At 39.5% G+C, this 26,657-nt stretch carries 20 protein-coding genes; 6 read left to right on the forward strand and 14 right to left on the reverse strand.

What is annotated here, in order from left to right:
* Positions 1 to 1,554: a RagB/SusD family nutrient uptake outer membrane protein gene (locus WG904_RS14540; RefSeq protein ID WP_339580060.1), complete on the forward strand. Its 1,554-nt coding sequence runs from the start codon at positions 1 to 3 to the stop codon at positions 1,552 to 1,554.
* A gap of 13 nt (positions 1,555 to 1,567) precedes the next feature.
* On the forward strand, positions 1,568 to 3,502 hold the full coding sequence (locus tag WG904_RS14545; RefSeq protein ID WP_339580061.1) for a sialidase family protein: 1,935 nt from the start codon (positions 1,568 to 1,570) through the stop codon (positions 3,500 to 3,502).
* A 41-nt stretch (positions 3,503 to 3,543) separates the two neighbouring features.
* Here WG904_RS14545 and WG904_RS14550 read toward each other — a convergent pair whose 3' ends face one another.
* The 5 genes from WG904_RS14550 to WG904_RS14570 are packed head-to-tail and all read right to left on the reverse strand — an operon-like array spanning position 3,544 to position 8,212.
* A complete protein-coding gene (locus tag WG904_RS14550) occupies positions 3,544 to 4,479 on the reverse strand; it encodes a ketopantoate reductase family protein (protein ID WP_339580062.1) in 936 nt (311 codons plus the stop codon).
* Positions 4,466 to 5,356: a cupin domain-containing protein gene (locus WG904_RS14555; RefSeq protein ID WP_339580063.1), complete on the reverse strand. Its 891-nt coding sequence runs from the start codon at positions 5,354 to 5,356 to the stop codon at positions 4,466 to 4,468. Before WG904_RS14555 ends, WG904_RS14550 begins: the two co-directional genes overlap by 14 nt.
* 34 nt (positions 5,357 to 5,390) lie before the next feature.
* Positions 5,391 to 6,866 carry an APC family permease gene (locus tag WG904_RS14560; RefSeq protein ID WP_339580064.1) on the reverse strand — a complete coding sequence of 492 codons (1,476 nt, stop codon included), beginning with the start codon at positions 6,864 to 6,866 and terminating at the stop codon, positions 5,391 to 5,393.
* Between the two features lie 13 nt (positions 6,867 to 6,879).
* On the reverse strand, positions 6,880 to 7,575 hold the full coding sequence (locus tag WG904_RS14565) for an aspartate/glutamate racemase family protein (protein ID WP_339580065.1): 696 nt from the start codon (positions 7,573 to 7,575) through the stop codon (positions 6,880 to 6,882).
* Positions 7,576 to 7,594: 19 nt separating this feature from the next.
* Positions 7,595 to 8,212 carry a YbhB/YbcL family Raf kinase inhibitor-like protein gene (locus WG904_RS14570; protein WP_339580066.1) on the reverse strand — a complete coding sequence of 206 codons (618 nt, stop codon included), beginning with the start codon at positions 8,210 to 8,212 and terminating at the stop codon, positions 7,595 to 7,597.
* 106 nt (positions 8,213 to 8,318) lie between these two features.
* On the opposite strand from WG904_RS14570, the gene WG904_RS14575 reads away from it, so the two are divergent.
* Complete coding sequence (locus WG904_RS14575; RefSeq protein WP_339580067.1) at positions 8,319 to 9,749, forward strand: aminotransferase-like domain-containing protein; 1,431 nt, start codon at positions 8,319 to 8,321, stop codon at positions 9,747 to 9,749.
* A 75-nt stretch (positions 9,750 to 9,824) separates the two neighbouring features.
* Here the strand turns inward: WG904_RS14575 and WG904_RS14580 are convergent, their stop codons facing one another.
* The 7 genes from WG904_RS14580 to folE form a co-directional block, all read right to left on the reverse strand.
* Positions 9,825 to 10,910 (reverse strand): glycoside hydrolase family 18 protein, encoded by a 1,086-nt coding sequence (locus WG904_RS14580; RefSeq protein WP_339580068.1) that lies wholly within the window; start codon positions 10,908 to 10,910, stop codon positions 9,825 to 9,827.
* Between the two features lie 50 nt (positions 10,911 to 10,960).
* On the reverse strand, positions 10,961 to 11,455 hold the full coding sequence (locus tag WG904_RS14585) for a DUF4251 domain-containing protein (protein ID WP_339580069.1): 495 nt from the start codon (positions 11,453 to 11,455) through the stop codon (positions 10,961 to 10,963).
* A gap of 75 nt (positions 11,456 to 11,530) precedes the next feature.
* Complete coding sequence (locus WG904_RS14590) at positions 11,531 to 12,205, reverse strand: MarR family winged helix-turn-helix transcriptional regulator (protein WP_339580070.1); 675 nt, start codon at positions 12,203 to 12,205, stop codon at positions 11,531 to 11,533.
* A complete protein-coding gene (locus tag WG904_RS14595; protein ID WP_339580071.1) occupies positions 12,202 to 13,470 on the reverse strand; it encodes an FAD-dependent oxidoreductase in 1,269 nt (422 codons plus the stop codon). The genes WG904_RS14590 and WG904_RS14595 overlap by 4 nt, the downstream gene beginning before the upstream one ends.
* Positions 13,460 to 14,089: a flavin reductase family protein gene (locus WG904_RS14600; protein WP_339580072.1), complete on the reverse strand. Its 630-nt coding sequence runs from the start codon at positions 14,087 to 14,089 to the stop codon at positions 13,460 to 13,462. Before WG904_RS14600 ends, WG904_RS14595 begins: the two co-directional genes overlap by 11 nt.
* A 33-nt stretch (positions 14,090 to 14,122) precedes the next feature.
* Entirely contained in the window at positions 14,123 to 14,842 is a 720-nt protein-coding gene (locus WG904_RS14605) for an SDR family NAD(P)-dependent oxidoreductase (RefSeq protein WP_339580073.1), read from the reverse strand.
* Complete coding sequence (folE, locus tag WG904_RS14610; RefSeq protein ID WP_339580074.1) at positions 14,839 to 15,486, reverse strand: GTP cyclohydrolase I FolE; 648 nt, start codon at positions 15,484 to 15,486, stop codon at positions 14,839 to 14,841. The genes WG904_RS14605 and folE overlap by 4 nt, the downstream gene beginning before the upstream one ends.
* Before the next feature lie 157 nt (positions 15,487 to 15,643).
* Here folE and WG904_RS14615 point away from each other — a divergent pair, with 157 nt between their 5' ends.
* The gene (locus WG904_RS14615) at positions 15,644 to 18,367 is read left to right on the forward strand and encodes a PAS domain-containing sensor histidine kinase (protein ID WP_339580075.1); all 2,724 of its coding nucleotides are present in this window, start codon (positions 15,644 to 15,646) and stop codon (positions 18,365 to 18,367) included.
* 13 nt (positions 18,368 to 18,380) lie between these two features.
* Here WG904_RS14615 and WG904_RS14620 read toward each other — a convergent pair whose 3' ends face one another.
* Both WG904_RS14620 and WG904_RS14625 read right to left on the reverse strand, forming a co-directional pair.
* Positions 18,381 to 20,468, reverse strand: a complete 2,088-nt coding sequence (locus WG904_RS14620) for an HRDC domain-containing protein (protein ID WP_339580076.1) — start codon at positions 20,466 to 20,468, stop codon at positions 18,381 to 18,383.
* Positions 20,469 to 20,549: 81 nt separating this feature from the next.
* The gene (locus WG904_RS14625) at positions 20,550 to 21,017 is read right to left on the reverse strand and encodes a VOC family protein (RefSeq protein WP_339580077.1); all 468 of its coding nucleotides are present in this window, start codon (positions 21,015 to 21,017) and stop codon (positions 20,550 to 20,552) included.
* A 62-nt stretch (positions 21,018 to 21,079) separates the two neighbouring features.
* Here WG904_RS14625 and WG904_RS14630 point away from each other — a divergent pair, with 62 nt between their 5' ends.
* On the forward strand, positions 21,080 to 22,936 hold the full coding sequence (locus WG904_RS14630) for a M61 family metallopeptidase (protein ID WP_339580078.1): 1,857 nt from the start codon (positions 21,080 to 21,082) through the stop codon (positions 22,934 to 22,936).
* Between the two features lie 422 nt (positions 22,937 to 23,358).
* Entirely contained in the window at positions 23,359 to 26,646 is a 3,288-nt protein-coding gene (locus WG904_RS14635) for a SusC/RagA family TonB-linked outer membrane protein (RefSeq protein WP_339580079.1), read from the forward strand.
* Positions 26,647 to 26,657: the final 11 nt, after the last annotated feature.

A 26,657-nucleotide genomic window follows, 5' to 3' on the forward strand; every position in this document is an offset into this window, starting at 1 on the left:
ATGAAGAAAATTAAAAATATACAAAAGGTAGTCTTTGTGTCAGCGACCGTTTTAAGCAGCATATGTGTGTCTTCATGCTCTAAATTTTTTGAAGTTACTCCAAGCAACAATGTGATAGAGAAAGAGTTCTATAAAAATAGAGAAGACCTCAACGCCTCAGCAATTGGCATGTATCAGTCGTTGGCGCAAGAAGCTCACAAATTTCTTTTATGGGGCGATGCAAGGGCTGATATGGTTACCGCCGGACAGTCTGATCCGGATCCATATATCAACGAATTTGTAGTTAACAACGTAAGCACGGATAATCCTTACACCAACTATGCGGGCATTTACAGAACAATAGCGCGCTGCAATCGTCAGATGGAAAAAGTTTATAAAGTGAAGGAATTGGACAGTAAAATTGCCGACCGAGATGCCAATGCTTATTACGGAGAAGCATTATTGCTACGTGCTATTTGTTATTATCAATTGCTTCGTACGTATGCAACTTTTCCAATCATTACTACTGATTTTGCTGAGCAAATTACGTATGTAAATAATAATGGTGAAACGGTTAAAGAGCCCATGCTAAGTTTAAGTTCAGAACAGATCCGAGGAATTTATAAAATGCCTGCCAACCAACAAGAGGTTTGGACATTGGTATATAACGATGTACTTACCTCTCTAGGAATGATTCCGGTAAATTATCAGTGGAACGGGCAAACCCTATCTGCCAATGAAAGGTATGGAAGAGTGTCTCAACCATTGGCTGCTACCTATGCTGCCGAAATTGCCTTGTGGTTAGGTCAGTATCAAGTGGCCTCTTCGTTTTGCGATTTAGTGATCCAAAACACCAGCCATAATTTGGGAACATCGGGAACTTGGTTTAATCAATTTTCTGCTTCCAATGCTTCAGGTCATTCCATGTTTGCCTTGGGCTTTCAGTATACTAAAAGTTTTGAAACCAATAGGCTTCAGGAGTTCACTTCATCGGTTCGAGCAGATGGTGGACGCTATTACTTGAAACCAGTTGCCGCTGTAGTAACTCCTTTATTTAAAGACGATGTCTCGCTAGCAGACGCTGATGTTAGAGCGCAGGCCAGCTTTAAGGTAGTTGCCGGCGATACCGTAATCTGGAAGTACATTGGTCTCGACAACGTATCGTCGATGCGTGCGCCATACGAGAGCAGTGCTAGCTGGCAGGTAATGCGCAGTGCAGATGCTTACCTGCTCAAGGCCTTAGCAGATCTACAGCTTAACAATTATTCGTCTGCGTTTAATTTTATCAATATGGTAAGAACGGCCAGAGGATTGGAAATTCTCGATAAACTAACCTTTCCATATACAGACAAGGAAGTGATGGATCAATTAATATTTGATGAAAGGGCAAGGGAATTTGCATTTGAGGGAAGACGGTGGTACGATCTTATGCTTCGTTCAAAGTTAAATGGAAAAAATATGCTGGCTGATGCTGTGGCGGTCAAGTACCCAGCCGATAAGCGCGAAGCAATAAGAACAAGATTACAAAACGAAAGCAACTGGTATATTCCAATTGATCCGGTAAAGTGGCAATAGAACGAGAAATAAAATGAAAAGAACATTAAAATATACAAAGACAAAAATGAACCTTCTTAAAGTGTATCTCATTTTTATAGGATTTGCTGGTCTAATACTTTCAGGTTGTTATAAGGAAGAACATTATGAATTTCCTGGACCTTTTGATGCAGGCAAACCAATAAATCCTGATTCTCTTCCTTTTCCGTTTGATAAAACAAAAACTGCAGGGAAATGGTTGATGAAAGATGGGGTGCCAAACTATGAGAATATCCTTATTAAAGGATATACCGACTATGCTGCACAAGGAGACTTGCTTTCTTGGACACAAAAACCAGACGGCCTGCACGAGCTTCCTCACTACAATTTTTATCCCCTGTCTGCCGCAGATCACTTTGCTGGAGATGCGAATAGCTATAAGTACAACTGGGTATATTCGAAATATTTTGTCCCAATTGGCGCAGGTACAAGTTTCTACATGTATGCTAAAGTAACATTTGGAACATTTAACGGAACAGCAGCCGCGTTAGTACTGGGCAAAAACTGGGATACACAGGCAGTGTTTAATTTTGGTATGGATGGCAATTCGACAACGGGTGAACCTAAATTTTTTCTGGATTATTATGGGGTGACGGCGTCTGTAGATCCCGCACAGGGATGGCCAACTGTGAATCAGGTGATGGTGCCAGGCGTACCCGCAGATTTGGAAGTCGTAATCACAAATGGGATATTTTACGTAAAGATCAATAAGATATTAGTGTTTACCTTTAGAATGGGGAATGATCGGTTGCAGTTTTTCACGCCTCAAATTCGTCCATGGAGAAATTTCATCAATGTCCATGAAATGTACATAGAAAGTAGTGAAATGTATTCAATGAATTACGCCATGCATGAGTATGAACAAGGATATAACAAAATACAAGCGCCAGCGCTGGCCAAAGCAGCTAACGGTAATCTGTTGTTGTTTGCCGAAGGTCGTGGTACACCCGACAACGCTAACGAAAGAGTAGCTCAAAATACAATGCCTGTGGGCAACACAGACATTATTATGAAACGCTCAACCGATGGTGGCAATACTTGGGAAAATCAGATTAAGGTAATCGCGGGGGAGGGTAGCAATTCTACTTTTTGTTTCCCACAGATCGTAACTCAAGAAAACGGTAAAATTATCTTACACTATAGTAGCATAAGCGCAAGTTTTACAAACAATTCGTACACCTATAATGATGCATCACAGAAAATATTTCAAATAGAATCAACAGACAATGGAGCCACTTGGAGTGTTCCAACAGAAATTACGAGTGCGCTTAAAGATGTAGCCTCAGGATATGTACAAAATGGGCCTGGCCATGGCATTGAACTAAAACTCGGAACCTATAATAAGCGTTTAATCATGCCGCTCAACTATGGTAAAAAAATAGTTAAGGTAGCTATATCTGATGATAATGGTGCATCGTGGAAACTAAGTAAAGCGGTAGGAGGGTCTAATTTGAAAAATGCTTCGGTAGTGGAATTGGCAGATGGAAGACTGATGATGATTGTCGGACATACCAATGCGAGTCCGAAAAATAAATTCGTATCCTACAGCAGCGATGGGGGATTAAACTGGACTGTGGCAGCGAACGTGAAAACTGATATCAATACGGGCGATTATGGACATCTGTTTACTGGAAGTCTTTTAAAAGTGCCGAGTGGTGAAATTTTCTTAGTCAATTCAACAGGAAGGGAAACCGATACTGAAGTTAAAAATAGTCCAAGTTATCCTACTGTACCCGTTGTTTTTAAAACCAGTGATAATGGTGTAAATTATACTAATTTGGGGCCGCTTTTTACAAAAATTGCCTATTTTGGCTATGCTGCCCCGTTTGGAGCTATGGATGCCGTAGTATTAGCCGATGGAAAGTTAGTAATTGTTGGTGAAGGTGGTGTAGAAGGCCCATCTGAAGGGATTGTTGTGTATAAAAAGTAGTATTTTGTAAGTTCGATTCACAAAATTGATGAAATGAACGTTCAACTTTGGAAAGTGTGGAGATTTTGACTGCTTTTTATTTTGATCAGTTCTCCCAATAATCGTGTAGCTTGCAGTTCATCTCCAATACCCAATTGTTCTGCAGTTCGCACGATTTCGAAGTTTAAGGTTTCTATCTCCGTTGGCCTGTTTTGAATGAGATCCTGTAGCGTTGAGATCAATTGCCCATCCGACGAGCTACTGATCATAAGCACACTTTCTTCAACTTCTTTTTCACTAATTGTGATGCTCTTTTTTTTGGCAACCACAATACATTCTGAAATTACTCGTCTGGCTAGTTCTAGGGCCAACTGGTCTCGCTTGAATATGCCATTATCTACATTTAGCAGTGGACAGATGGAATTGAATACGACATTTGCAATTGCTTTTTTCCATATAATCTCTTGAATATTGACTTCACTTCTGAATATGAACTTTTCAGTGTTCAGTGCGTCTACTATAGAATCCAACGCATGGCTATCGCCTTTCTCGATTCCTATCGGACAAGTGATCATGGGTTTGAACCTCACGGTATCTGCAGCGGTCAACTGACAAGATAGGAAAAGTACACAGCGATAAATTTCCTTATATTGTTCAATTAGGAAAGGTTTTTCAATTCCAAGACCGTTTTGTAGTAGAACAATCGGCGAGTAGCCGATCTTATTTTGAAGCGCAATAGCAAGCTGCTCATTCCCATAAGATTTATTTGCCAGTACTACAATTCCGTCAAGATTTTCAAAATTGCTCAATGTGGCTACTGTGATATTGGCTTTGTATACTTTCTTTTCTGTTTCAACTTTAAGCTTCTGTGTTTTTGGACTTTCATTATCAACACTTCCGCGGATCAAAGTAACTTCCTTGCCAGCTAATTTGAGAAAAACTGCCAATGCCATTCCGATAGCACCAGTACCAATAATATAGATTTTATTTTTTGTCATACTTATCTGGCCTTCCTCCGGCCGCATTTGAAGTAACATTAACTCCCATAATCAGAAATTCTGAATCGCCATGCGCAATGGGGCAGTGCTCTACTCCTTTGGGTACGATAAATAGTTCATTAGGAAATATTTCTATGTTTTTATCCCTTAACTGGATTGTTAACTGTCCACTGTATAAAATGAAGAGTTCGTCTTGGTCGTCGTGCTTATGCCAGTTGATGGCTCCACTCCCCTTCGCAAGTTTGATCAATTGTCCATTTGCTTCACCAATTATCCTTTGATCCCAATACCTGTTAATCATGGCAAACTGTTCCATGATATTAATTTTTTCCAGATTTTGTGCTGGTTTCTCGGTTTTTGATACCCGTATATCCAATTCCAATAAGGCTACATTAAGATTTCTATGCTGGATGGGCAAATGGGTAGAATTTGAGGTGGTAAAGTTTTCTATAAAAACAAAGCCATAGGTTTTGTAATAACCGATCAGTTTTTCATTGCTTGCCCAGGTATCAATTCTTAGAAATTTCAGCTGTTTTGCGGTGGCGAGGTTTACCGCCCAGTTGAGTACTTTTTGGAATATTCTTGCTCCTTTTAGTTTTCGGGCAACGATTACCCGGTGAAGATAGAGTGCGTCTCCTTTTTCCTTTTCCCGCCAAATTAGCGGATCACTGTAGCAGATACTAAAAATACAGTTGACGTGGTCGCTTGAGACCAACTTGTACAACAGTCCGTTTAAAATTTCGGTCGTAATAAAGCCCTTGTCATAACTGTTCCATCCTGTGTAGTTAAGGCTACGCTGAAAAAGTATAGCCTCATCAAACAGTTGACAGATTACAGGAAGGTCATCGACCGTAGCTTTTTTGATTTCGTATTCCATTCTTGAAGATTATTTTTCGTTGACTGTACTATTTTCAATTGGTTTTTTGTTTGTTAAGGTTACTGTGTTTTGCGCTGTAGAGAACATAGATAACAATCCCGATAATGCTCCAGATCAATAGTCTGATCCAAGTAGCCTTGTCAAGACTGAACATCAATAGTAGATTGAAGCATATTCCCAATCCCGCAACTAAGGGAAGGTATTTTACTTTGAAAGGTCGTTTTAGTGCTGGTTGTTTTTTTCGTAGTACAAGCACACCTACGCAGATCATTGCAAAGGCAAATAATGTACCTATACTAGTCATTTGTGTTGCCTTTTCTATTGGTGTTACTGCTGCTACCAAAGAGGCAATGGCCCCCAATAAAATGGTGCTCCGCCATGGAGTCTTAAATTGGGGATGGATAGCAGCAAACATTTTTTTTGGCAGGAGTCCATCATTGGCCATGTTAAGGAAGATCCGTGTTTGCGACAGCAACATTACCAGCATTACAGAGATCAGGCCAACTACTGCTGCTATTGTAATAATTAGCGATGCCCATTTCAATCCCACTGCGTCGAATGCCGATGCTACCGGTGCACCCAAATCTATCGTTGTGTAGGATGACATTCCTGTTAAGGTAAGTGAAACAAGGATATATAATGTTGTGCATATAATGAGTGAAGTGATGATCGCAAAGGGAATATCCTTAACAGGATTTAAAGCTTCCTGTGATTGCGTAGACACTGCATCAAATCCAATGAAAGCAAAAAAGACAATGCCGGCCGCCGTAAGCACGCCAGAGAATCCAAAATGGGCGATCCCAGCTTCGTCGATTACTTTCTCAGGTATGAAGGGATGCCAATTTGATGGATTGATATAAAAAAAACCTACCACCACAATAAATAGTACTGCAGCTACTTTGAGTGATACAATAAGATTATTAGTCTTAACAGATTCCTTGATGCCTTTTACCAGTACATAAGTTACTACCCATACAATCAACGCTGCTGGTAAATTGATCGAAAAAGATGGAGGAGCTATCCCCAGTTTAATCGCTTGTTCTTTTGCGGTTATAGGATCGTTTATTAGCCATGTAGGTATAGTGTGTACTCCCGAAAGATGCAGCAGTTTTATGAAGTATTTAGACCAGCTTACTGCTACCGTTGTAGCACCCATCATGTATTCGAGTATCAAATTCCATCCTATAAACCATGCGAAAAATTCTCCCATAGTTCCGTAAGAATAGGCGTAGGCTGATCCAGATACAGGCAGAATGCTAGCAAATTCCGCATAACACAAAGCCGCAAATAAACAACCTATACCTGCAAGCACAAAAGAAAAAGCCAGTGCCGGTCCTGCATATTGATTGGCGGCCACGCCTGTTAACACGAAAATGCCACCCCCAATTACGGCGCCAACACCAATTGCTGTTAATTCCCATTTGCCTAGCGTTCTTTTCAATTCGCTAGATTTGATATCGTCGGCATAAGCTCCAATTGGCTTTTTTCGTAAAAATTTGTTTAAGTTCATTTGTTTTGATTTATTAATTTGATAATGCGAATTCGACTGCAGCATGCGCGTGAATTTGTGTGGTATTAAAAATGGGTACCGTAAAATCTTCTTGAGAGATGAGCAGTGGTATTTCGGTACAGCCCAAGATAATTCCTTCAGCGCCTTCAGCTATCAATTTGTTGGCTATCCTGATGTATTCGTGCTTAGTATCTGCTTTAATGAGGCCCTTGCCCAGTTCATGCAATAGCGTATCTTCTATGAAATCGATCTCTTGCTTGCTGGCTGGTATACTGGTTTCGATGCCATAGCCAGAAATCCTATCTTTATAAAAATCGAGTTCCATCGTAAACACTGTACCTAATAAACCCACTTTTTTAATGCCATAACTTTTAATTGCGTTTGCGGTAGCAGTTCTAATATCGATCAAAGGAAGAGGAATAGCTTCTGCTATTCTTTCTGCAACAATGTGTGCAGTATTGGCCCCGAGTAAAATAAGATCTGCCCCAGCATCCTTTAGATGGAGTGCTGCCGCTAACAATAATCTGAAGGTACTGTCCCAGTCGTGTGCTGCATTACTCTTTCTGAAATGTTCGAAATTGACAGAGTAGATTATACATTCTGCAAAATTTAAACTTCCTAAATGTTTATTCGTTTCTTCGTTTATTAAACGGTAATAGTCTAAGGTAGAGGCCCAGCTTATGCCGCCTACTAATCCAATTCTTTTCATTGCTACTGTTTTAGGCGTGTTAATTTTTGTAATAGGTAATAATAGAAGCTTTGCCAAGGGTATGGTTGCTCAGATAAAATCCTACCATTGCGGGATTGGCATTGGCATCGAGCCCAAGTTTTTCCGTGTCTAACGCATAAATGGTAAGGATGTATTTATGAAAACCGCTTTTTGGCGGCGGACACGGTCCGCTATAACCTAGTGTGCCAAAATCAGTTTTGCTTTGTATACATCCTGGTGGGGCAATACCTCTTTTTACGTTACCTGCGTCAGACAATATTTCTGAGCATTGGCTTGGGATATCGAATATTACCCAGTGCCACCATCCGCTTCCTGTGCGAGCATTTTCATCGAACATGGTTATGGCATAGCTCTTGGTATTTTTTGGGGCATTTTCCCACAGCATTTGGGGTGAAATATTTTCTCCTGTGCAGCCAAATCCATTGAGTAGTTGCCTACTGGTGGCCTGGCCCCCCAGTTCCTTAGATTTTAGTGTGAAAGTTTGGGCACTGCAGCAGATGGTAAAGAAAAACGAAAAAATTGTTAGTGTTGTTTTAAACGTGCTCGTGTGGTTGAAGGGGTGGCAGGCATGAAAACATATTTTTACCTTGCTTTCTAAAACTTTTGGATACTTCATTCGATCTTATTTTGGTTACATCACAAAATTGTATAAAATAAAAGCATGATAGCAGATGCAGTTTTATTAATTTTGATGGTAGCAGATTATCATTAAAAAGATAGGCATGAGTAAAAATGATTTTGTATACCTGCAAATAGCAGGAATTTTAGAACAACAGATATTAAATAGCACTTTACGTATAGGTAACAGGCTACCTTCCCTGCGTACGATCTGCAGGGAGTATGGGGTGAGCCAAAATACGGCGCTAAATGCCTATTTCCATTTAGAAAGCAAGATGCTGATAGAGACCCGTCCAAAATCTGGGTACTATGTAAGGTATTCAAAAGGGCAAGAACCGGCGATGCCAGCGCTAACAAACCCATCATTGGTAGCAAATTACAGCGATAGCGAACTCTTGGTTGGCAAGGTATATGACAATATTGGTGAGGGCGATTACTTGCAATTAGCATTGGGTACACCCGCTAACGAACTGTTGCCGATTGCTAAACTTAATAAGGGTTTAATGCAGGCTACAAGAGATTTAAAAGGGAGTGGCGTTGCGTATGAAAAAGTAGAAGGTAATGAGAGGCTTCGCCGTCAGATTGCAAGATGGGGAATTACAATGGGCTGTAATTTTAAAGCTGAGGATGTAGTTGTTACCAGTGGGTGTTTAAACGCACTTTCATCGTGCATGATGGCTATAACAGAAAAAGGGGATACCATTGCAATGGAAAGCCCTGTGTCTTTTGGGATGCTTCAGCTTGCTCAGGCCATGGGCGTTAAGGTACTCGAATTACCCACTCATCCCCAAACGGGCATCGACCTCGATGCATTTGAAGATGCACTCAAGAGTAAGCGTGTTAACGCCACGCTTTTAATCAGTAATTTTAGTAATCCTATAGGTAGTTGCATGCCAAATGAAAATAAGAAAGCAGCCGTGCTCTTGTCTGAAAAATATAATATCCCCATGATCGAGAATGATCTTAATGGTGATGTCTACTTTGGGCAGCATCGCCCAAAATCATGTAAAACATATGATACAACAGGAATTGTTTTGTGGTGTGGTTCGGTTTCCAAAACACTTGCACCAGGGTATAGGGTAGGATGGGTTGTTCCAGGCAAGTTCAAGGAAAAGGTGGTAAAGATGAAACTTTATCATTCTATTTCATCTGCCTCTATCACCCAGGAAGTTATCGCTGGCTTTTTAGAAACCGGAAGATATGAGAACCATCTTCGCAGGTTGAGGCAGATCCTTCATGTAAACCAACTCAATTTCGCTAGAGCAATTGCAGATTATTTTCCGGAAGGAACGATGGCAAGTAGGCCTCAAGGTGGCTTCGTACTGTGGGTAGAACTTCATAAAAAGCTCAATACAATGGAACTTTATAACAAGGCAATGAAACAGAAAATCAGTTTTGCGCCTGGAAGGATATTTACGCTACAAAATCAATATAATAATTGTCTGCGATTAAATTTTGGTCTAAGATGGGATTATAGATTGGAAACCTATTTAAAGATTCTGGGGAATTTGGCAAAACAAAGCCTAGTTGGGTAGATGGATGGATAAAGGAGTTGTGGAAAATGGCCGCCTGTTGAAGAAGCGATTGGAACCCCCATGAAGCTAAAGCTATCATTTGCTGCCCAAAACCTTCCACATTTGTTCAAGCAAACCATTCTTTGGTTTATCATCGCTCAATTCCCAAAACATAATGCCTCCTAATTTTCTTCGCTTAACGTATTGGGCTTTGGCTGTTATAGATTTCTCGTTGTCGAACGTGGCAAACAATTGCTTACTAGGATTATACTGATAAGCTGCCTTTGCTTTTTTATCCCAAAAATAGTGGAAGCCTGAACTGTCGCTGAAATAGGTGTCGAAGTTTGCAAAACTTACACCTTGTTTAAATATCCCCGACTGGTATAAACCGTTGTTTATTGCCGACACCTTTTCCCAAACCCTCCCGTAAATAGCTGCACCCGTAATTAATTTATGAGCCGGAACTTTGTGTTTTACTAACCAACTTACACATTTATCTGTAGATTCTTGGTTTTTTCGATAACTGTACAAGGGAGTATGGTGACCGGTAACTATTGCATAACCACCCACTAAATCGTAGGTCATTAAGTTGATGAAATCTACAAACGGATGTACATTAGCCCAATCTACCGATTCTTCTAAATAGGTCAAAAAGCCACCAGCAGCAAAAGTTAGAAGGTAACTATTTCCCATCTCGTTTCTTAAAACGCTAACTAAGGCCGTGAAATTGTCTCGGTCTGCCTTTGTATAAGTATGACCAGGAAAGCCTTCAATTGCTGGATATTCCCAATCTAAATCTAGCCCATCCAAATTATATTTTTTGAGTAGCGCGACAGTCGTTTTTGCAAATGTTTTTCGGTGGTTAGCATCTGCAAATAAATCGCTACATGATGCACAACCACCCCACCCGCCAATAGAAACCATAATCTTTAGCTGTGGGTATTTTTTCTTTAAAGCAACTATTTGACGTACATTTTGCTCTTGTTTCGAATCCCTTAACAACAGGGTATCATGCCTAAGTTTAACAAAACTATAAATAAGATGAGTTAATTTTTCCAACGGATAGTGTTGTAAACGCTCACTGCTACCCGTGTAATAAGCGACAATGTTATAAGAGGGCTTTTTTTGCGCAAACACAGCCGACGAAAACGCTAGAATAAAAAAGAGTAGCATTTTTTTCATTACCCTAAAGATAACGTTTCCGCCGTACTTTTAACTACTGAATTCTTCAACTATCTCGCCAACGATTTCTGTTCTGGAGCCTTTAAATACCCATAATATGTTCGTGTAGGCTGCGATGTTTTATTTACGGTTAGTGTACCATAACCATTTTTATTAACCCATAATCGCATCCTTACATCTATAGCCCCTGGAGTATCTTTAAAGTTTATACTGATATTCCAAGAACCATTTTTGGCTTTCTCCATCTTGTAGTCAAATTTTACAGATTCGTATTCGCCTCTGTTTCTATCGATTATTTTACCGGGGCCATCTGTGCCGTTTACCCCGAAGCTAGGCAGGTAAGTGGTAATGGTATCTGGTTTTACGGATAAAAAATACAAATAACCCGTTAAATTAGTAGGCTCGTTACTATACGCACTAACACGAGTTGGAATAAAAACATATGTTTTTTTATCCATAAATTGAGCAGTGTTTACTTTAGTGGCCTGAGCTGATGCTTGTTCGAGTGTAAGTGCCAATAGGCATAGGATTAAGATTTTTTTCATGGCTTCTGCGTTTTTGTGTAATAAAAAATGCTCAAATGTAATGCCAAGAAAAAATGAAAATGAAATGAGCTTTCCTTAACCGCACCAGTTAATGATATCTTCTTTGTTTGAAATTGATTTCTTACAATGAATTTCGTAATGAAAATTTTCTAACTGTTGTAAAAGATACTGTAAAGTAAATTTTTCTGCTAGGCTCAGCTTACCCGTGATCAATTTGCCAACATGGTTCATGTCAGTAAAAACCTGGTAGAGCAATTCTTTTCCTTTTTCGGTAATGGCTATTCTCTTGCTACGTTTATCGTTTATATCATCCCACTGGTGTGCAAGTTCGTTAGCTAATAACCTATTGATAATCTCAGTGCCTGATGTTTTTTCTAATAGATTGAGTTGCATAAGTTCAGTTTTAGTAAGGCTTAAATGGGTAAGTAGTATTGCCAAACACGTAAATTCTTCGGCAGAAGCTAAGTTGGTGTTATGCAATACTTTTTTGATGTAAGATTTTGCATAACGACTCATGAACACAAACAATCTAGCAATATTATTATCGAGTTGATAGGCATTCAAGATCGCCGTAGATTCCTCATTTCCAAACCTTACCTCGTGTTGGGCAGCGCTATTTTTATCGTTGGCTAACTTGGTATTCAGAAATCCAGTAAAGTTTTCAACACTTACCATAGCGTTGTTTGTTCTACTGTTGTCGAATTCTTCCACATACTGAATGAGTTGGTTAATGAGTTGATACGTGTTCATGGTTTTTCGGGGTTAAAAAGCGCAGAGTCTAGCATAGCCGATACTGCAATTTGGGCACTTTTCATAGCTGCGTTGATGGAGCCATTAAGGAGATGGTCGCCACAAATAAAACAATTTTCAGTAAGTTGGGCCTGATGTTTATCTACACTATAGTTTACAGTTTCATTTCTTGGGAGTGCGTATGGGATGTCGTAAATCGCGAGAAGTTTCCAAGCAATCGATTCTGGATACCATTGTAACAACTCTTGGCGCACCATTGTTTCTAGCTTTAATGTTTCAAAACTTTCGGATGTACTAACAGAAACCGAAATAAGGGATTTATCGGGTGGTGCATACAAAGGTGAAATGTGATCTAAAAAAGCAATGTTATTTACAAGTTGATTTTTAATGGCGTTAAGCGTAATGCGATGGCTAATTTGTGTTTTTTTGTCGGCGCCGAAATAAAGCGTTAACGCACCCTTACTTTTATCTATTTTATTTTCTAGCTTAGCTAGTGGTATATGTGGCGCATCGGTTGCAATAATTACTGCAGTGGCGCTGTAGCACTTGCCAGATTTTGTTGTAACCGTAGTACCAGAAATATTTATAACCTCTTCGTTTAAGATAAGCTCGTCGGTTCCTAAACCGCTTGCTAATTGAGAACTGATCATCCCCATCCCACCGGCCGGAATAGCGGCAGCACCCTCGCCAAACATTTTAAATGTAAATTCGAACATTCGACTAGATGTAGCGAGTTCTTTTTCGAGAAATATACCTGCGTAGAAAGGCCTAAAAAAAGTTTCAATACATCTTTCACTAAAGCCATGGTTTCGTAAGTAGGCAAGTGTTGTAGTTTCTGGTCGTTCAAATACTGTTTCTAAAGAGGTAAATGCTAAGCTCAGTTTCAATTTAAGCAATTTAAACTTATCTCGTAAGGTTCCGACAGGGGCTAAGAGCGTGTTAAGTAGTAGAGAGGGTTCTCTAAAAGGATCGCCAATCTTAAAAATGGCTTGCTTTTCTAGAATGCATGCGCCTGGTTTAAACGATTTTAAGTCGAGAGCATCGTAGTTTAATAGTTTTTTCGCTTCTGGATAGGCAGTTAACAATACTTGAAAACCACGATCTAACAAGAAACCCTCTTTATAATCGGTACGCACTCGTCCACCTACACCATCTGATGCCTCAATCACTACTATGTTAAGACCTGCTGCTTTTGCCAGTTTAGCGGCAGTTAAACCGGCTATGCCAGCTCCAATAATAAGCACCGATTTCTCCTTATGTTTCATTCATTAGGCTATTAGGGCGTTCGATTAATTGAGTAACTTCGTCGGGTTTAGCATAGGCTAGCCGTGCAATAGGATGTGTGCTAAAATAACTGTCGAGGCCTGCAACCGTAACAGTACCTGCGCTTTCATGGTCGATATAGCCATCGTTTCCCACTAGTTTTTCACTTAAAATTATTTGCTGTATTTCGCCTATAGCAATGGTGGTGCCGTTTAGCTTAATGGGAATTAGTTCTTTAAGTTCCATTGCGATTTTGATAGTCGACTCAGCTACAAAGGGTGCATCGAAATCTGGGATAAAAAATTCTTCCAGTTTGCATTCTACAAATTCAGACCGACCACTTGTATACCTTGCACTAGTTTGGTGCGCTTGTTCAAAGAAGGGCTTGAGCACATTATTAAACGTATATGCACCAGTTCTTTTAATATTCGCCAAGGTATCATGATCGTGAGACCCAGGCCTGAATACCATGCCTAAAAGTGCAGGTGATGCGCCCAGGTGAAATATGGAATTAAAGAGCCCAAGGTTACTATGTCCACTGCTGCCCATAGTACCCACCAATTGAAGGCATTTAAAACCGGGCAACGAATTTACAAGGGTAGCCCTAAAACGGTCTTCCATATGTTCAAGTGTTGTAGCTGAAATTACCATGGCCTAAAATTGTGTTCTTAAACTGCTTAAACCGCCATCAATACCTACTATTTGACCCGTAATCCAACTGCTCTGTTCACTAAGAAGAAAGGAAATTGCCGAACTTATGTCGCTGGCAGTACCTATGCGACCTAATGGATGTCTTTTGGCTGATGATTCTCTTTTTTCGGGGGTCGACAAGAGACTTCCGGTTAGCGGGGTATCTGTTAATGATGGGGCCACCACATTAACTCGGATATGCTGCTGCGCAAGTTCAGCAGCTAGTGCAAACGCAAAGCCTTCGAGCCCAGCTTTTGCGGCTGCAATACTCGTATGAAAGCCCATTCCTGTTTTTGAGGCCACCGAGCTTATTAACACCACACTAGCACCTTCAGCAGCTTTAAGCGACTTTAACGCCTGTTGTATTGCCATAGCAGCACCAACAACATTAAGCTGAAAATCGCTAATTAAGTCGGCTTCACTCACTCTGCTAAAAGGTTTTAGCGTAATGCTGCCCACTGAATATACAAGTCCATGCAACTTCTCGGGTAAGAAATTAGCCAAGTGGTTTACATTTTGAAGCACATCCATTTCCAGGTAGTTTACATCAATGGGCCAATCTGTTGCGGGTTTTCGAGAAGCAGAATAGATTTTTGCACCCCCATGGTGAAGTGTAGTAATCAGGTTGAGACCAATTCCAGAGCTTCCACCTACGACAAGTATATTTTTACCTTCGAATCTCATGAGCCAATTTGTTTTAAAAACTGATTTTTGGTATCGATCTCTTTAAATCGACCACTAAACGCACTGGTGATGGTGGTGCTTCCTGCATCTCGAATTCCTCTAGACGATACGCAATGATGGCTGGCATCAATTACTACCGCTACATCTTCAGTTCCCATAACCGATTTTATTTCTTCTGCAATCTGCATGGTTAGCCTCTCCTGCACCTGAGGCCTTTGCGCATAATATCGAACAATTCTATTGAGCTTTGAAAGACCAATTACCTTTCCGTTGCTAATATAGGCCACATGAGCCTTTCCAACAATTGGAACAAAATGATGTTCACAATTACTAAATACGCTGATGTTCTTTTCGATCAACATTTCATCATATTGGTAGGGGTTTTCGAAGAGAGTAGGCTTAGGTTTGTTGGCAGGGTTTAGGCCACTGAAAATCTCGCTTACGTACATTTTGGCAATCCTTTTTGGAGTGTCTTTTATACTGCCATCTTTTAGGTCTAGCCCAAGTATATCGAGTATACTGCTAAAATGACTTTCAATTAATGAAATCTTGGTCTCATCATCCATTTCAAAAGCACCAGCTTTTAACGGAGATTCATAGGTAAATGATTTGTTTTGAATGGTCGTTATTTCGTCTGCAAGCATGTAAATTAGTATGTTTATGTATTAATTTATGTATTTATTATATATAAACGTACTAAATTAAAGAAAAGATGTTTTAAAAACTAAATTTTTTTTGAACTTTTCCTGGCCACTCTTGTTGTTATTTCTAATTGAAAAATAGCGCATTATATTTTAACCGATGAGTGAACTATCAGCTAGTCAAGAACGTTTCAGTGCACTTGTAAATGCCACATCTGATGTGATTTACAGCATGAGTCCCGATTGGGAAATTATGCATGAATTAGATGGTAGAGGTTTTCTATCAAGTACATTTGAGCCAACTACTGGCTGGAGAGAAAAAAATGTCCATCCTTTAGACATGGAAATGGTTAACCAAACCATTGAGCGAGCTATTGCTACCAAGCGTATTTTCGAGCTCGAGCATAGAGTGGTTCGGGAGGATGGTAGCACGGGTTGGACGTTTTCTAGAGCCGTTCCAATCCTTAACGAAAAGGGAGAAATTGTAGAATGGTTTGGCACAGCAAGCGATATAAGTCTTCGTAAACAGACCGAACAGGATTTAAAAGTAGCCAAGGAAGAAGCTGAGCATCAAAAACGGATGTACGAAGCCATTACATCGAGCACTCCCGACTTGGTTTATGTATTCGGACTCGATTATCGGTTTACTTACGCTAATCAAGCTTTACTCGATATGTGGGGCAAAGATTGGGATAGTGCCATAGGAAATAACTTGCTCGAAAATGGATATGAACCATGGCATGCAGAAATGCACGAACGGGAAATAGACCAAATCGTAATCACAAAAAAATCTGTACGGGGAGAGGTTGGCTTTCCCCATGCTATACTTGGTAAAAGGGTATACGATTATATTCTAAATCCAGTAATAAACTCAAATGGTGATGTGGTAGCCATTGCAGGCATAACGCGCGACGTAACGGATCGAAAATCGGAAGAACTCGAAAAGCTACGACTTTCTGACGAGCTTGCTGCACTAAATGAGGAAGCTGCTGCTACAAATGAAGAACTTACAGCCACAAACGAAGAAATGCTGGCAGCGAAGGGCTTACTAGACAATGCGCTCGAAAAATTAATTCTGAGCGAAACGAAGTTGCGCTATCTGATTTCTAATGCGCCTGTAGCTATCGCTTTGTTAACTGGGAGAGGAATGATTATCGATACCGCTAATCAGAAAATTTTGGAGATCTGGGGAAAGAAAGCAAATGTAATTGGTAAACCCTTAATTGAAGCATTGCCCGAATTAATAGGACAACCTTTCCTGCAATTGCTCGATGAAGTATTTACCACGGGTGTGCCCTATATAGGAAATGAAGCTACCACTACTTTGGAAGGTAGGCAACTTTACATCAACTTTGTTTACCAGCCAATGCTTAACGAAGAAGGAGAGGTAGATAGTATACTCGTAACCGCTACCGATGTTACCGAAGTTGTTATTTCGCGCCATAAAATTGAGGAAGCAGAAATTGCGTTAAGACTTGCCATTGAGGCGGCCAATTTTGGAACATGGCGAATTCACTCAGAAACTAGAGAATTTATTACCTCCAACCGCCTAAAAGAGATTTTTGGTTTTTATCCTTCAGATGATATTACTATTGGTGATGCAATTGCACAAATTACACCTGATTTTAGAGACCATGTAACCCAGAAGCTAGAGAATGCAATCACTGCTGGCGGAAACTACGATTTAACCTATTCGATTATAGGATTTCATGATCAGGTGTTGCGCTGGGTAAGGGCAGTAGGAAATCTAAAACAAGATCCTTTTGGAGAGTTTTCGGCTTTTACTGGCGTGGTGATGGAGATTACCGAATCGTACATAGCCACCAAAAAAGTAGAACGAGCAGAAGAATCGTTGCGAATGGCAATCGATGCGGCCGAATTGGGTTCGTATTCTATTAGTGTAAAGGATAGGATTTTTATGGCATCGCCTAAATTAAAAGAATTTTTTGGCTTTTTGCCAGACGATGAAGTGCCGCATGAAGTAGCTATTGGCCAAATTCATAAAGATTACCGGCAAACGGTAGGCGATGCAATAGAAGCTTCGATTACGAAAGGCGTTCGGTTTGATATGGAATACCCAGTTGTAGGCTTTCGAGATGGAAAGATTCGCTGGTTGAGAGGCATTGGTACGGTTCAGCAGCAAAACAACGGTGAAAGCTATTTTACTGGTGTGTTACACGAGATTACCGAACGTAAGGTAGATGAGATGCGCAAGAACGATTTTATTGGAATGGTAAGCCACGAACTTAAAACGCCATTAACTTCTCTGAATGGTTATTTGCAACTTATGGAACGCAAGGCATTAAAGGCCGATGATGAGTTCTTTTTAAATTCAATAGATAAAGCATTAAAACAAGTGAAAAAAATGGGGAGCATGATAAATGGTTTCCTTACCATCTCTCGATTAGAATCGGGTAAGATTGTGCTAGACAAAACCAGTTTCGATTTACACGAATTGATTTCTGAAACGGTAGAAGAAATGAGGAATTTAGAATCTTCGCATCCTATTACCTATGACGGCCATTGTGAGGTAAAGTTGATTGCAGATAAGGATAAAATCGGGAGTGTTTTATCTAATTTACTTAGCAATGCAGTTAAATACTCTCCATCTGGTTCTGCAATTCATGTAACCTGCGAAGTTATAGGTGCTGGCGAGATTGCAAAAGTTAGCATAAGCGACAAAGGCATGGGAATTAAGGCTGCCGATCTAGAAAATATTTTCGAACGCTATTATCGAGTGCAAGAAAATATTAATATATCTGGATTTGGGATTGGATTATACCTCAGCGCAGAGATTATTCGGCGCCACAACGGAAGAATTTGGGTAGAAAGTCAGTTAGGTAGTGGGTCTACTTTTTATTTCGAACTTGGCTTGTCTGCTTGAGTTCTTTAAAAACCTACCCGAATAAATCCCCCTCGCCTAAATAGGCTCTTATCAATTTAAGAATTTCGTCACCATGTTGCATGGTCTTCCCATCTCCAATATTTTTAATCTTCGCCAGTTGGCTAAGTGATCGTGGTAACCTTGCAGAAATATCGGCAATTGCCATATCTGAAAGAATATGATAGCTTAATACCTTTTTATTTTCGGCCGTTTGCTGTCGCCATTTGATAAGTTTTGCATAAAGTATAGGATTTTCGATTACCATTTCTTCTTTAATGGGCTTTACTTTCCAGCTGTCTACTTGTTTGTAGCTTGTAGCAATGTTTTTAAGGATAGCTTGAATCTGGTTCGTGTTTTCAAGTGTTGGCAATCGGTTAAAGACGGCTATTTTTGCCTCCACCTGTTCGAGTAAAAAATTCAAGGTTGGAAAATAATCAGGTTCGAAAGGAGAATTAATGCAAAGTTGATGCAGGTTGAGAATGTTTTCTTTCAATGTGATAAGTTGAGGCACGAAGTATCCAGATGCTTTTCCGAGCCTATTGTTCATACTTTTCAGTAACGTTGTTTCGTTAATTGGTTTTAGCTCTTTACGAATAAATTGCTGGGCAATAGCATCGATTTTTATGTTCAGAAGATCTTGGGTGGCAGCAACTATTTCTATTATTAGCTTTTCATTTGGAAAGAGTTGTATAATGATTACCTGTAGATGTGCCCAAGCAGCCCTAATAGATGTAAATTCGAAACATTCGATCAGCGATTCGATCTCTTTATTTGCTAATGAATGGGCTATGGTTTTTTGGCTCGGTACCTGTTGCTGAGCCTTTTTCATAAAGTTGGTAACCGATGGGTCGGTGATGATATTTTTCACATCTACCTTTTCCTTTAAAATCATTCCTTCCAAGTTCCGGCATCGGCTCAGGGCTACATAGGTTTGCCCATGGGCAAAAGCAGCACCCACATCAATTACTGCCTTATCGAAGGTAAGGCCTTGGCTTTTATGAATGGTAATTGCCCATGCTAGCCTTAAAGGGAATTGGGTAAATGATCCGGCAGATGTCTGAATAATTTTTTGGTCAGTTTCTGATAAGGTGTATTTGGTGTTATCCCAAGTTTCTAAAAGGGCTTCGAATGCGGTACCATCATCGTTAAAAGTAACCTTAATGCTATTGCCACTAATGCTAACTACTTTAGCCGTTCTACCATTATAGAACTGTTGCTTTCCCGAACTATCGTTCTTGATAAACATCACCATGGCACCGACTTTTAAAATCAATTCTTCATCAGTAGGATAGGCTTCTTTTGGAAAATCGTCGGTTACCTTAGCTTTAAAGGTATGGCTTTCTCCTCCCAACTGCGCTAACCTTTCTTCGTTGATCTTTTTAACTAGTGGATTATGGGTAGTTAAGGTTACATAGTCGGCAAGATCTTGGGCGTTTTTATACTGTTCATTTAATTTGCTTAGCAAAGGCTCGCTAATGGCTCCGTTCCTTATTTCATTTAATAATTCAATAAAGATAGGGTCGCTTTGCCTGTGCACGGTTGTAAGTTCGAATGTAAGTAAGGGATATTCCCTAAAAATTAAGCTATCGAAGAAATACGGCCCTTTATAAAATTTGGCAAGTAGGTGCCAGTCGTTCTGAAAAACTGGTGGTAGTTGGTATAGGTCGCCAATCATTAATAATTGTACTCCTCCAAACGGTCTTGAACTTCCTTTTACAAATCGAAGCACCCTGTCGATGTAGTCGATTACATCTGCTCTTACCATACTAATTTCGTCGATAATTAATAAATCGAGGCATTTAATAAGTTTGGCTTTCTCTGTTCCGAAACTTTTGCCAGAAAATTCGATGAAGGCATGTGTAGGCGAGACTGGCAGTATGGGCCCAAAAGGTACCTGAAAAAATGAATGAATGGTTAATCCACCCGCATTAATTGCCGCTACAGCTGTGGGTGCTACAACCGCTAAGTTTTTTTTTGTAGTAGAACGGATATAATGCAGAAAGGTAGTTTTTCCGGTTCCTGCTTTGCCTGTTAAGAAGATTGGTTTGTTGGTTTTTTCAATACAATCGATAATCAGATGGTGCAGGGAGTCTAACTTCATTAGCACAAAATTAGCGCTATTGTGGTGGCAATGGAAATGATGTTATCAACATTGTAAATGCAAAGATTTTATGAATATGATCTACCGCTTCGCATCATTTACTTCTAGCCAATGCCCGTCTGGATCTTGAAGATAAATTTGGTGAACCCCATCTGCCCTTTGTGTAACTTCATTTTTAACTTTGTTAAAGCTCATGTAAGAAATATTTTTATTCTTCAATTTTTTAATAAATTCTTCAATATCCGGTACGCTGAAGCATACATGCTCTTCAATAAAATAATTACCTTTGGTTTTCGCTCCAGCGATAATATGCAGTGCAGAACGCTTACTTAAACGAAACCAAGTATGCTTTCCATCATTAAATGGGTTAGCTATTTCTTTGAGATCAAAAAAATGATGGTAAAAATCAGATGCTATTTTTAAATCGGCCACATAATAAGCAATATGATTTAATGTGGCAGGTTTTGAAAGAATGGTTTTTTGTGCAAACGAGGTTTGTTGGATACTTATACAAAATAAGAGCGCAAAAATTACGTTTTTTAATTTCATAACTAAATATACGCTGAAATTTCTCGAAAAATCTCCTAATTTTAGCTCATAAATTCAAAACCATGGCCTCAGCTCTAAAAAAAATAATTATCTGTTCTGTAATCCTTGTTGCAAGCGCATTCAGTACAATTGCTCAAACCAGTTATAAGTATAGCGTAAACCTCACTGCTGTTAAAGACGACCGCTTAACCATTACCTTGCAAACACCCAAGATAAATACCGCTACCACTACGTTCTATTTACCTAAAATTGTTCCTGGTACCTACATGTATAGCGATTATGGACGGTTTGTGCATAATTTTAAAGCCTTAAACAAAACAGGTAAAGAACTAGCTGTAAAAAGAACGAGCGATAACAGTTGGGATATTACCAATGCAAAAACCTTAACTAAAATTGTGTACGAAGTAGAAGATACTTGGGACACTGAAATTAAAGGTATGGTTTACCCCATGGCTGGTACCAATTTCGAAGCGGGAAAGAACTTTGTATTTAATACGTGTGGCATTTTTGGCTACCTCGATAAATTAAAAGACTTACCTTTTCAGTTAAATATCACTAAACCCACAGGTTTTTATGGCTCAACAGGTTTAGTTCCGATTAAAACATCGGCCACTGCCGATACTTATCTTTGCGCTAATGCCGATCATTTGTACGATTCGCCGATTATGTTCAGTTTGCCCGATACTACCTCTGTAAAAGTAGGGAATACTCAAGTATTAGTGTCGGTTTATTCACCAAATAAATTGGCTAAATCGGCTTTTATAGCTCAACATTTAAAGGAGATTTTGTTGGCTACCAACCAATATTTAGGTGGTTCATTACCGGTTAACAAATATGCCTTTATCTATTATTTTAACGGAGAGCAAAAGCCTTTCGGAATTTCTGGAGCATGGGAACACTCGTATTCATCGTTCTATAGCTTAAACGAAGCTCCACAAGAACAGGCCATCGGAAGTTGGGTAGATATGTCGGCACACGAATTTTTTCACATTGTAACGCCTTTAACCATTAGTTCGAAAGAAGTAAAGAAATTTGATTTTAATAATCCTGTACTTTCTAAACACTTATGGCTGTATGAAGGCAGTACGGAGTACGATGCACATCATGTTCAGGTACAGTACGGCATTAATACCACTGCGCAGTTCCTGAAAAAACTAAGCGATAAAATAACCAATTCGAGAATGGGTATGATCGATACCTTAAGTTTTACCGAATTAAGTAAGGAAAGTGCAGGTAAATGGAAAGAACAGTACGGAAATGTTTACGAGAAAGGCGCACTTATTTCTGCTTCGCTCGATTTATATCTTTTAGAATTATCTGCCGGTAAATATGGTTTGGCAAATTTAAAGCACGATTTGGGTGCTAAATATGGTAAGGATAAGTACTTTAACGACGATGAGCTTTTTGATGTGATTGCAAAAATGACCTTTCCCGAAATTCGCACTTTCTTTACCAAATATGTGGAAGGTGGAACGCCGATTCCTTACGATCAGTTTTTTGGCTATGCAGGTGTAAAACATACTCCAGAAACAGAAATTAGTGCTGCCACCGTTGGTGCGTTTTCACCTGGACTTAACCAAGACGGCTTTATTTTTATAGCCAATACCAACCGTTTAAACGATTTTGGGAAATTGATGGGTTATAAAGTAGGTGATGAGCTGGTGAGTATAAATGGCGATAAAATAACAACAGAAACCTATGCCAAATTAATGGGTAATTTTAATGCAAATGCCAAACCAGGCGATACACTTGTGATGGTTGTAAACCGTAAAAATGTAGATGGGGTTAAAGAAGCAGTTACCTTAACCCAGCCTGTTCAATTTGTTAAAAAGATAGATTATAACCGATTAGAATTAATCTCAAACCCTACACCAAAACAATTGGCGATTCGCAAAATTTGGCTAGGCCAAGGGAAATAAGACAATCTTACCCTCGTCTGAAAATAAGACCAAGGTCTCTTCTTTACTTCATTCCTTAAGCAGCGCAAAGGCAAGAGCCTTTGCGCTGCTTTGGTTATGAATAGCTTCGTTATAGGCATGCCTATTTTAAAAGCAATAGGTTGATAAAATTCCTATTATCCCTTTTTTTAAGAATTTCTCCCCTACATTATAACGAAATACCCCTCTATTGGTAGGCAAATTTACCCTTTCTTTATACTACCAAATATAATTCGAACACCATGAGGTATAAATTTACCACTAACGATCCCTAGCATTAGGGCTATTTTATAGCCACTATTCGATTGTTCCCAACAATAAAGCTAGGATAAATCATCACCTGCTTTAAAAGGGTCATCCAGAAAAAATTAATTAGTCACAACCAGACATAATATATTTTAACTATGCTCAACTATTACTTAATCTTTAAAAATCAAAAGGCAAAAGCCATAAGTAGTTGCCTTATTTTAGGCATCGCATTGCTTCTTGCATCCACAAGTAGGTTATATGCACAAACTAAAGCCGTTACTGGTCTAGTTACCGATTCGAAAACGGGAGAAAAACTCGTCGGTGCTGCTGTAAAAGTGGCCAATGCCCAAGGAGGTGTTACTACCGATGCAAATGGAAAGTTCTCCATAACTGTAACGGCCAACGCAAGTCTTGTTGTATCGTATGTAGGCTATGATGCACAAACCATAGCTGTGGGGAGTTCAACCAATTTAAACATCCAACTTGTAGCTAATTCAACCGCTCTTTCTCAAGTAGAAGTCGTAGGCATAGGCTACGGTACCATGCGTAAGAAAGACCTTACTGGTGCCATTACACAAATTCGTCCAGATAAGTTAGCCGATCAAAATCCAAATACCGTACAAGATATCCTTCGCGGTACTGCGGGTGTGAGTGTCGGCTTCGATGCTTCGGCAAAAGGGGGAGGTTCTATCCAAATCCGTGGTATACGTTCTGTATACAGTGCAGGGGGACATAATGATCCTTTATTAATATTAGATGGAACCATTTTCTATGGAGAGTTATCAGAAATCAACCCTGATGATATTGATCAAATGGACATTTTGAAAGATGCATCAGCTGCTGCGGTATATGGCGCAAAATCTGCAAATGGGGTAATTATCATCACCACCAAAAAAGGAAAAAGAGGTAAACCAAAAATTAATTTTACCTCTAACCTGGGTATTGTTAACAGTGCAGCCGAACGAGAAGTTTTTGATGCAGCCGGTTATATGCAATACCGCAAAGATTGGTATACTGCACCCACATATGGCATAAACACGGTGACGGGTAATTACGAAAAATATCAGTCGACCTTTAAAGCGCAACCTGGGTATTACGAAGAGCCAACAGACGCTAATTTAGCAAAATGGGGCATTACCTTAGCCCAATGGAAAGCCTATACCAATAATCCAGCAGTAACAACAGACAATGAAATTTGGGCTAAACGTTTACTATTACAAAGTACAGTACTAACAAATTACCTTGCAGGTCAAACCTTTGATTGGTACGAACATAGTTTCCGTACAGGTTCTAATCAAGATTATAACATTAGTGCATCTGGTGCAACCGACCAGATGAATTACTATATGTCGGTAGGTTACCTCAATAATCAAGGTGTTGCGGTAGGTAACAATTACAAAGCTGTTCGAGGCAACTTAAAATTGGATTCAAAAATCAATAAATGGTTAGAATTGGGTGCTAATGTGAACTTTCAGAACCGTACCGATGGCGATTTAGCTGTAGATTGGGGCCGTCAAATCTTAAATAACTCGCCTTTTGCTAGTTATAAAGATTCAAATGGAAACCTAGTGGTTCACCCACAGGGTGATAATATGGTAAATAACTATGGATGGAATTATGATTTTGATCGCCCTTACAAAGACTTAGACAAAGGTTATACGGTATTGAATACTATTTTTAATGCGAAAGTTAAATTGCCTTTCGATATTAATTATTCATTTAATGCCTCTCCACGTTTTCAATACTTCCACGATCGGTATTGGGAATCGGCCAGTCACCCCGACTGGAAGGGAACCAATGGTTTGGTAAACCGCGAACAGGCAAAACGTTTCGATTGGTCGCTAAATAACACCTTGAATTGGGAAAAAACCTTTGCTCAAAAGCATCGTGTAAACATTACATTGGTTCAAGAAGCAGAGAAAAGACAATACTGGCAAGATAGAATTCAAGCCCGTAACATTTTGCCAAGTGATGCTTTGGGCTATCACGAAACGCTTTTTGGCGATAAAAACTTTACTAGTTACAATTCAGACGATACAAAAGAAACCGCTGATGGTTTGCTAGCTCGTTTATTCTATTCTTATAACGATAAGTATATGATTACCACTTCCGTTCGTCGCGATGGATATTCGGCATTCGGAGCTTCTAATCCACGTGCAACATTTTATTCTGCAGCATTTGCTTGGACTTTTGCCAACGAAAGTTTTTTACAATGGAAGCCATTAAGCACGGGTAAATTTAGAGTATCATATGGGCAAAATGGAAACAGGCAATTAGGCGATCCCTATCTTGCACTTGCAAACCTTGGTCTAGGTGCTGGAGCAACGATGGGATACATCGATAATAGTGGTAATTTAATTCAATACCGATATTTATTGATGGATCGTTTGGCCAATCCTGGGTTAAGCTGGGAAAAGACAGAAGCATTTAACGTTGGGTTAAACCTAGGTTTTCTTAACGATAGAATTACTGCCGATGTTGATTATTATATAACCCCAACGGTAGATATGATTATGACCAGATCATTGCCCGATTTTACTGGTTTCCCTTCAATTAATACCAACCTTGGTAAAGTAGAGAATAGGGGGATTGAGTTAAATATAAATTCGCAGAATATAAAAACTTCTAATTTCTCTTGGAGCAGTAATTTTAATATTTCGAAATACAAAAATACCATTAAACACTTGTATTATGTATACGATAATATAATTGATGCACAAGGAAATATCACCTCCACTAAGGAAAGAGATGATATTGGAAACGGATGGTTCATTGGTCAACCCATCGGAGCCATTTGGAACTATCGTGTAACTGGAATTTGGCAAGCTAACGAAGCGGCAGAGGCCCTTAAGTATGGCCAACGTCCCGGAGATCCAAAAGTAGCTAATAACTATACCGCTAACGATAAAGTGAACGCCAATGGTACCATTACTCCTGTTTATGACAATAATGATAAAGAGTTTTTAGGGCAGACCAATCCGCCAATAATGTGGTCGCTACGTAACGATTTTAATTATAAAAACTTGAATTTCTCATTTAACATGTATTCGTATATGGGGCATAAAAGTTTAAATGGTGCCTATTTAAATCAAGATAATGGCACATCATTAATTACAAATCTAGCAAACGTGTACGCAAAAGAATATTGGACACTTGAAAATCCTAGTAACACAGTGGCGCGTTTAGATGCAAGAGGCGTTACAGGGGTATCGGCACCAGGCAGATTGTACGATCGCTCATTTATCCGCCTAGAAAATGTGACGGTAGGCTACAGTTTACCTAATAAACTAACAAGTAAAATAGGTGTAGATAAGCTAAAGGTGTATGCTACGGCCCGTAATCTTGCTGTATGGCAGAAAGATAAGACGTGGACGTATTGGGATATTGAAACTGGAGGCTTAGCACCTAAAATATTCACTTTTGGATTAAACGTAAATTTTTAAATCAAGATAGC

Source organism: Pedobacter anseongensis (assembly GCF_037482965.1).
Taxonomy (GTDB): Bacteria; Bacteroidota; Bacteroidia; order Sphingobacteriales; family Sphingobacteriaceae; genus Pedobacter; species Pedobacter anseongensis.

Excerpts from the sequence above, each read along its gene's own strand:
- WG904_RS14630 (WP_339580078.1), top strand. The coding sequence starts at position 21,080 with ATGGCCTCAGCTCTAAAAAAAATAATTATCTGTTCTGTAATCCTTGTT.
- WG904_RS14605 (WP_339580073.1), bottom strand. The coding sequence starts at position 14,842 with ATGAGATTCGAAGGTAAAAATATACTTGTCGTAGGTGGAAGCTCTGGA.
- WG904_RS14565 (WP_339580065.1), bottom strand. The coding sequence starts at position 7,575 with ATGAAAAGAATTGGATTAGTAGGCGGCATAAGCTGGGCCTCTACCTTA.
- WG904_RS14625 (WP_339580077.1), bottom strand. The coding sequence starts at position 21,017 with ATGAAATTAAAAAACGTAATTTTTGCGCTCTTATTTTGTATAAGTATC.
- folE (WP_339580074.1), bottom strand. The coding sequence starts at position 15,486 with ATGCTTGCAGACGAAATAACGACCATTCAAAACAAATCATTTACCTAT.
- WG904_RS14585 (WP_339580069.1), bottom strand. The coding sequence starts at position 11,455 with ATGAAAAAAATCTTAATCCTATGCCTATTGGCACTTACACTCGAACAA.
- WG904_RS14570 (WP_339580066.1), bottom strand. The coding sequence starts at position 8,212 with ATGAAGTATCCAAAAGTTTTAGAAAGCAAGGTAAAAATATGTTTTCAT.
- WG904_RS14620 (WP_339580076.1), bottom strand. The coding sequence starts at position 20,468 with ATGAAGTTAGACTCCCTGCACCATCTGATTATCGATTGTATTGAAAAA.
- WG904_RS14580 (WP_339580068.1), bottom strand. The coding sequence starts at position 10,910 with ATGAAAAAAATGCTACTCTTTTTTATTCTAGCGTTTTCGTCGGCTGTG.
- WG904_RS14550 (WP_339580062.1), bottom strand. The coding sequence starts at position 4,479 with ATGACAAAAAATAAAATCTATATTATTGGTACTGGTGCTATCGGAATG.
- WG904_RS14540 (WP_339580060.1), top strand. The coding sequence starts at position 1 with ATGAAGAAAATTAAAAATATACAAAAGGTAGTCTTTGTGTCAGCGACC.
- WG904_RS14555 (WP_339580063.1), bottom strand. The coding sequence starts at position 5,356 with ATGGAATACGAAATCAAAAAAGCTACGGTCGATGACCTTCCTGTAATC.
- WG904_RS14560 (WP_339580064.1), bottom strand. The coding sequence starts at position 6,866 with ATGAACTTAAACAAATTTTTACGAAAAAAGCCAATTGGAGCTTATGCC.
- WG904_RS14600 (WP_339580072.1), bottom strand. The coding sequence starts at position 14,089 with ATGGAAGACCGTTTTAGGGCTACCCTTGTAAATTCGTTGCCCGGTTTT.
- WG904_RS14635 (WP_339580079.1), top strand. The coding sequence starts at position 23,359 with ATGCTCAACTATTACTTAATCTTTAAAAATCAAAAGGCAAAAGCCATA.
- WG904_RS14615 (WP_339580075.1), top strand. The coding sequence starts at position 15,644 with ATGAGTGAACTATCAGCTAGTCAAGAACGTTTCAGTGCACTTGTAAAT.
- WG904_RS14575 (WP_339580067.1), top strand. The coding sequence starts at position 8,319 with ATGAGTAAAAATGATTTTGTATACCTGCAAATAGCAGGAATTTTAGAA.
- WG904_RS14595 (WP_339580071.1), bottom strand. The coding sequence starts at position 13,470 with ATGAAACATAAGGAGAAATCGGTGCTTATTATTGGAGCTGGCATAGCC.
- WG904_RS14590 (WP_339580070.1), bottom strand. The coding sequence starts at position 12,205 with ATGAACACGTATCAACTCATTAACCAACTCATTCAGTATGTGGAAGAA.
- WG904_RS14545 (WP_339580061.1), top strand. The coding sequence starts at position 1,568 with ATGAAAAGAACATTAAAATATACAAAGACAAAAATGAACCTTCTTAAA.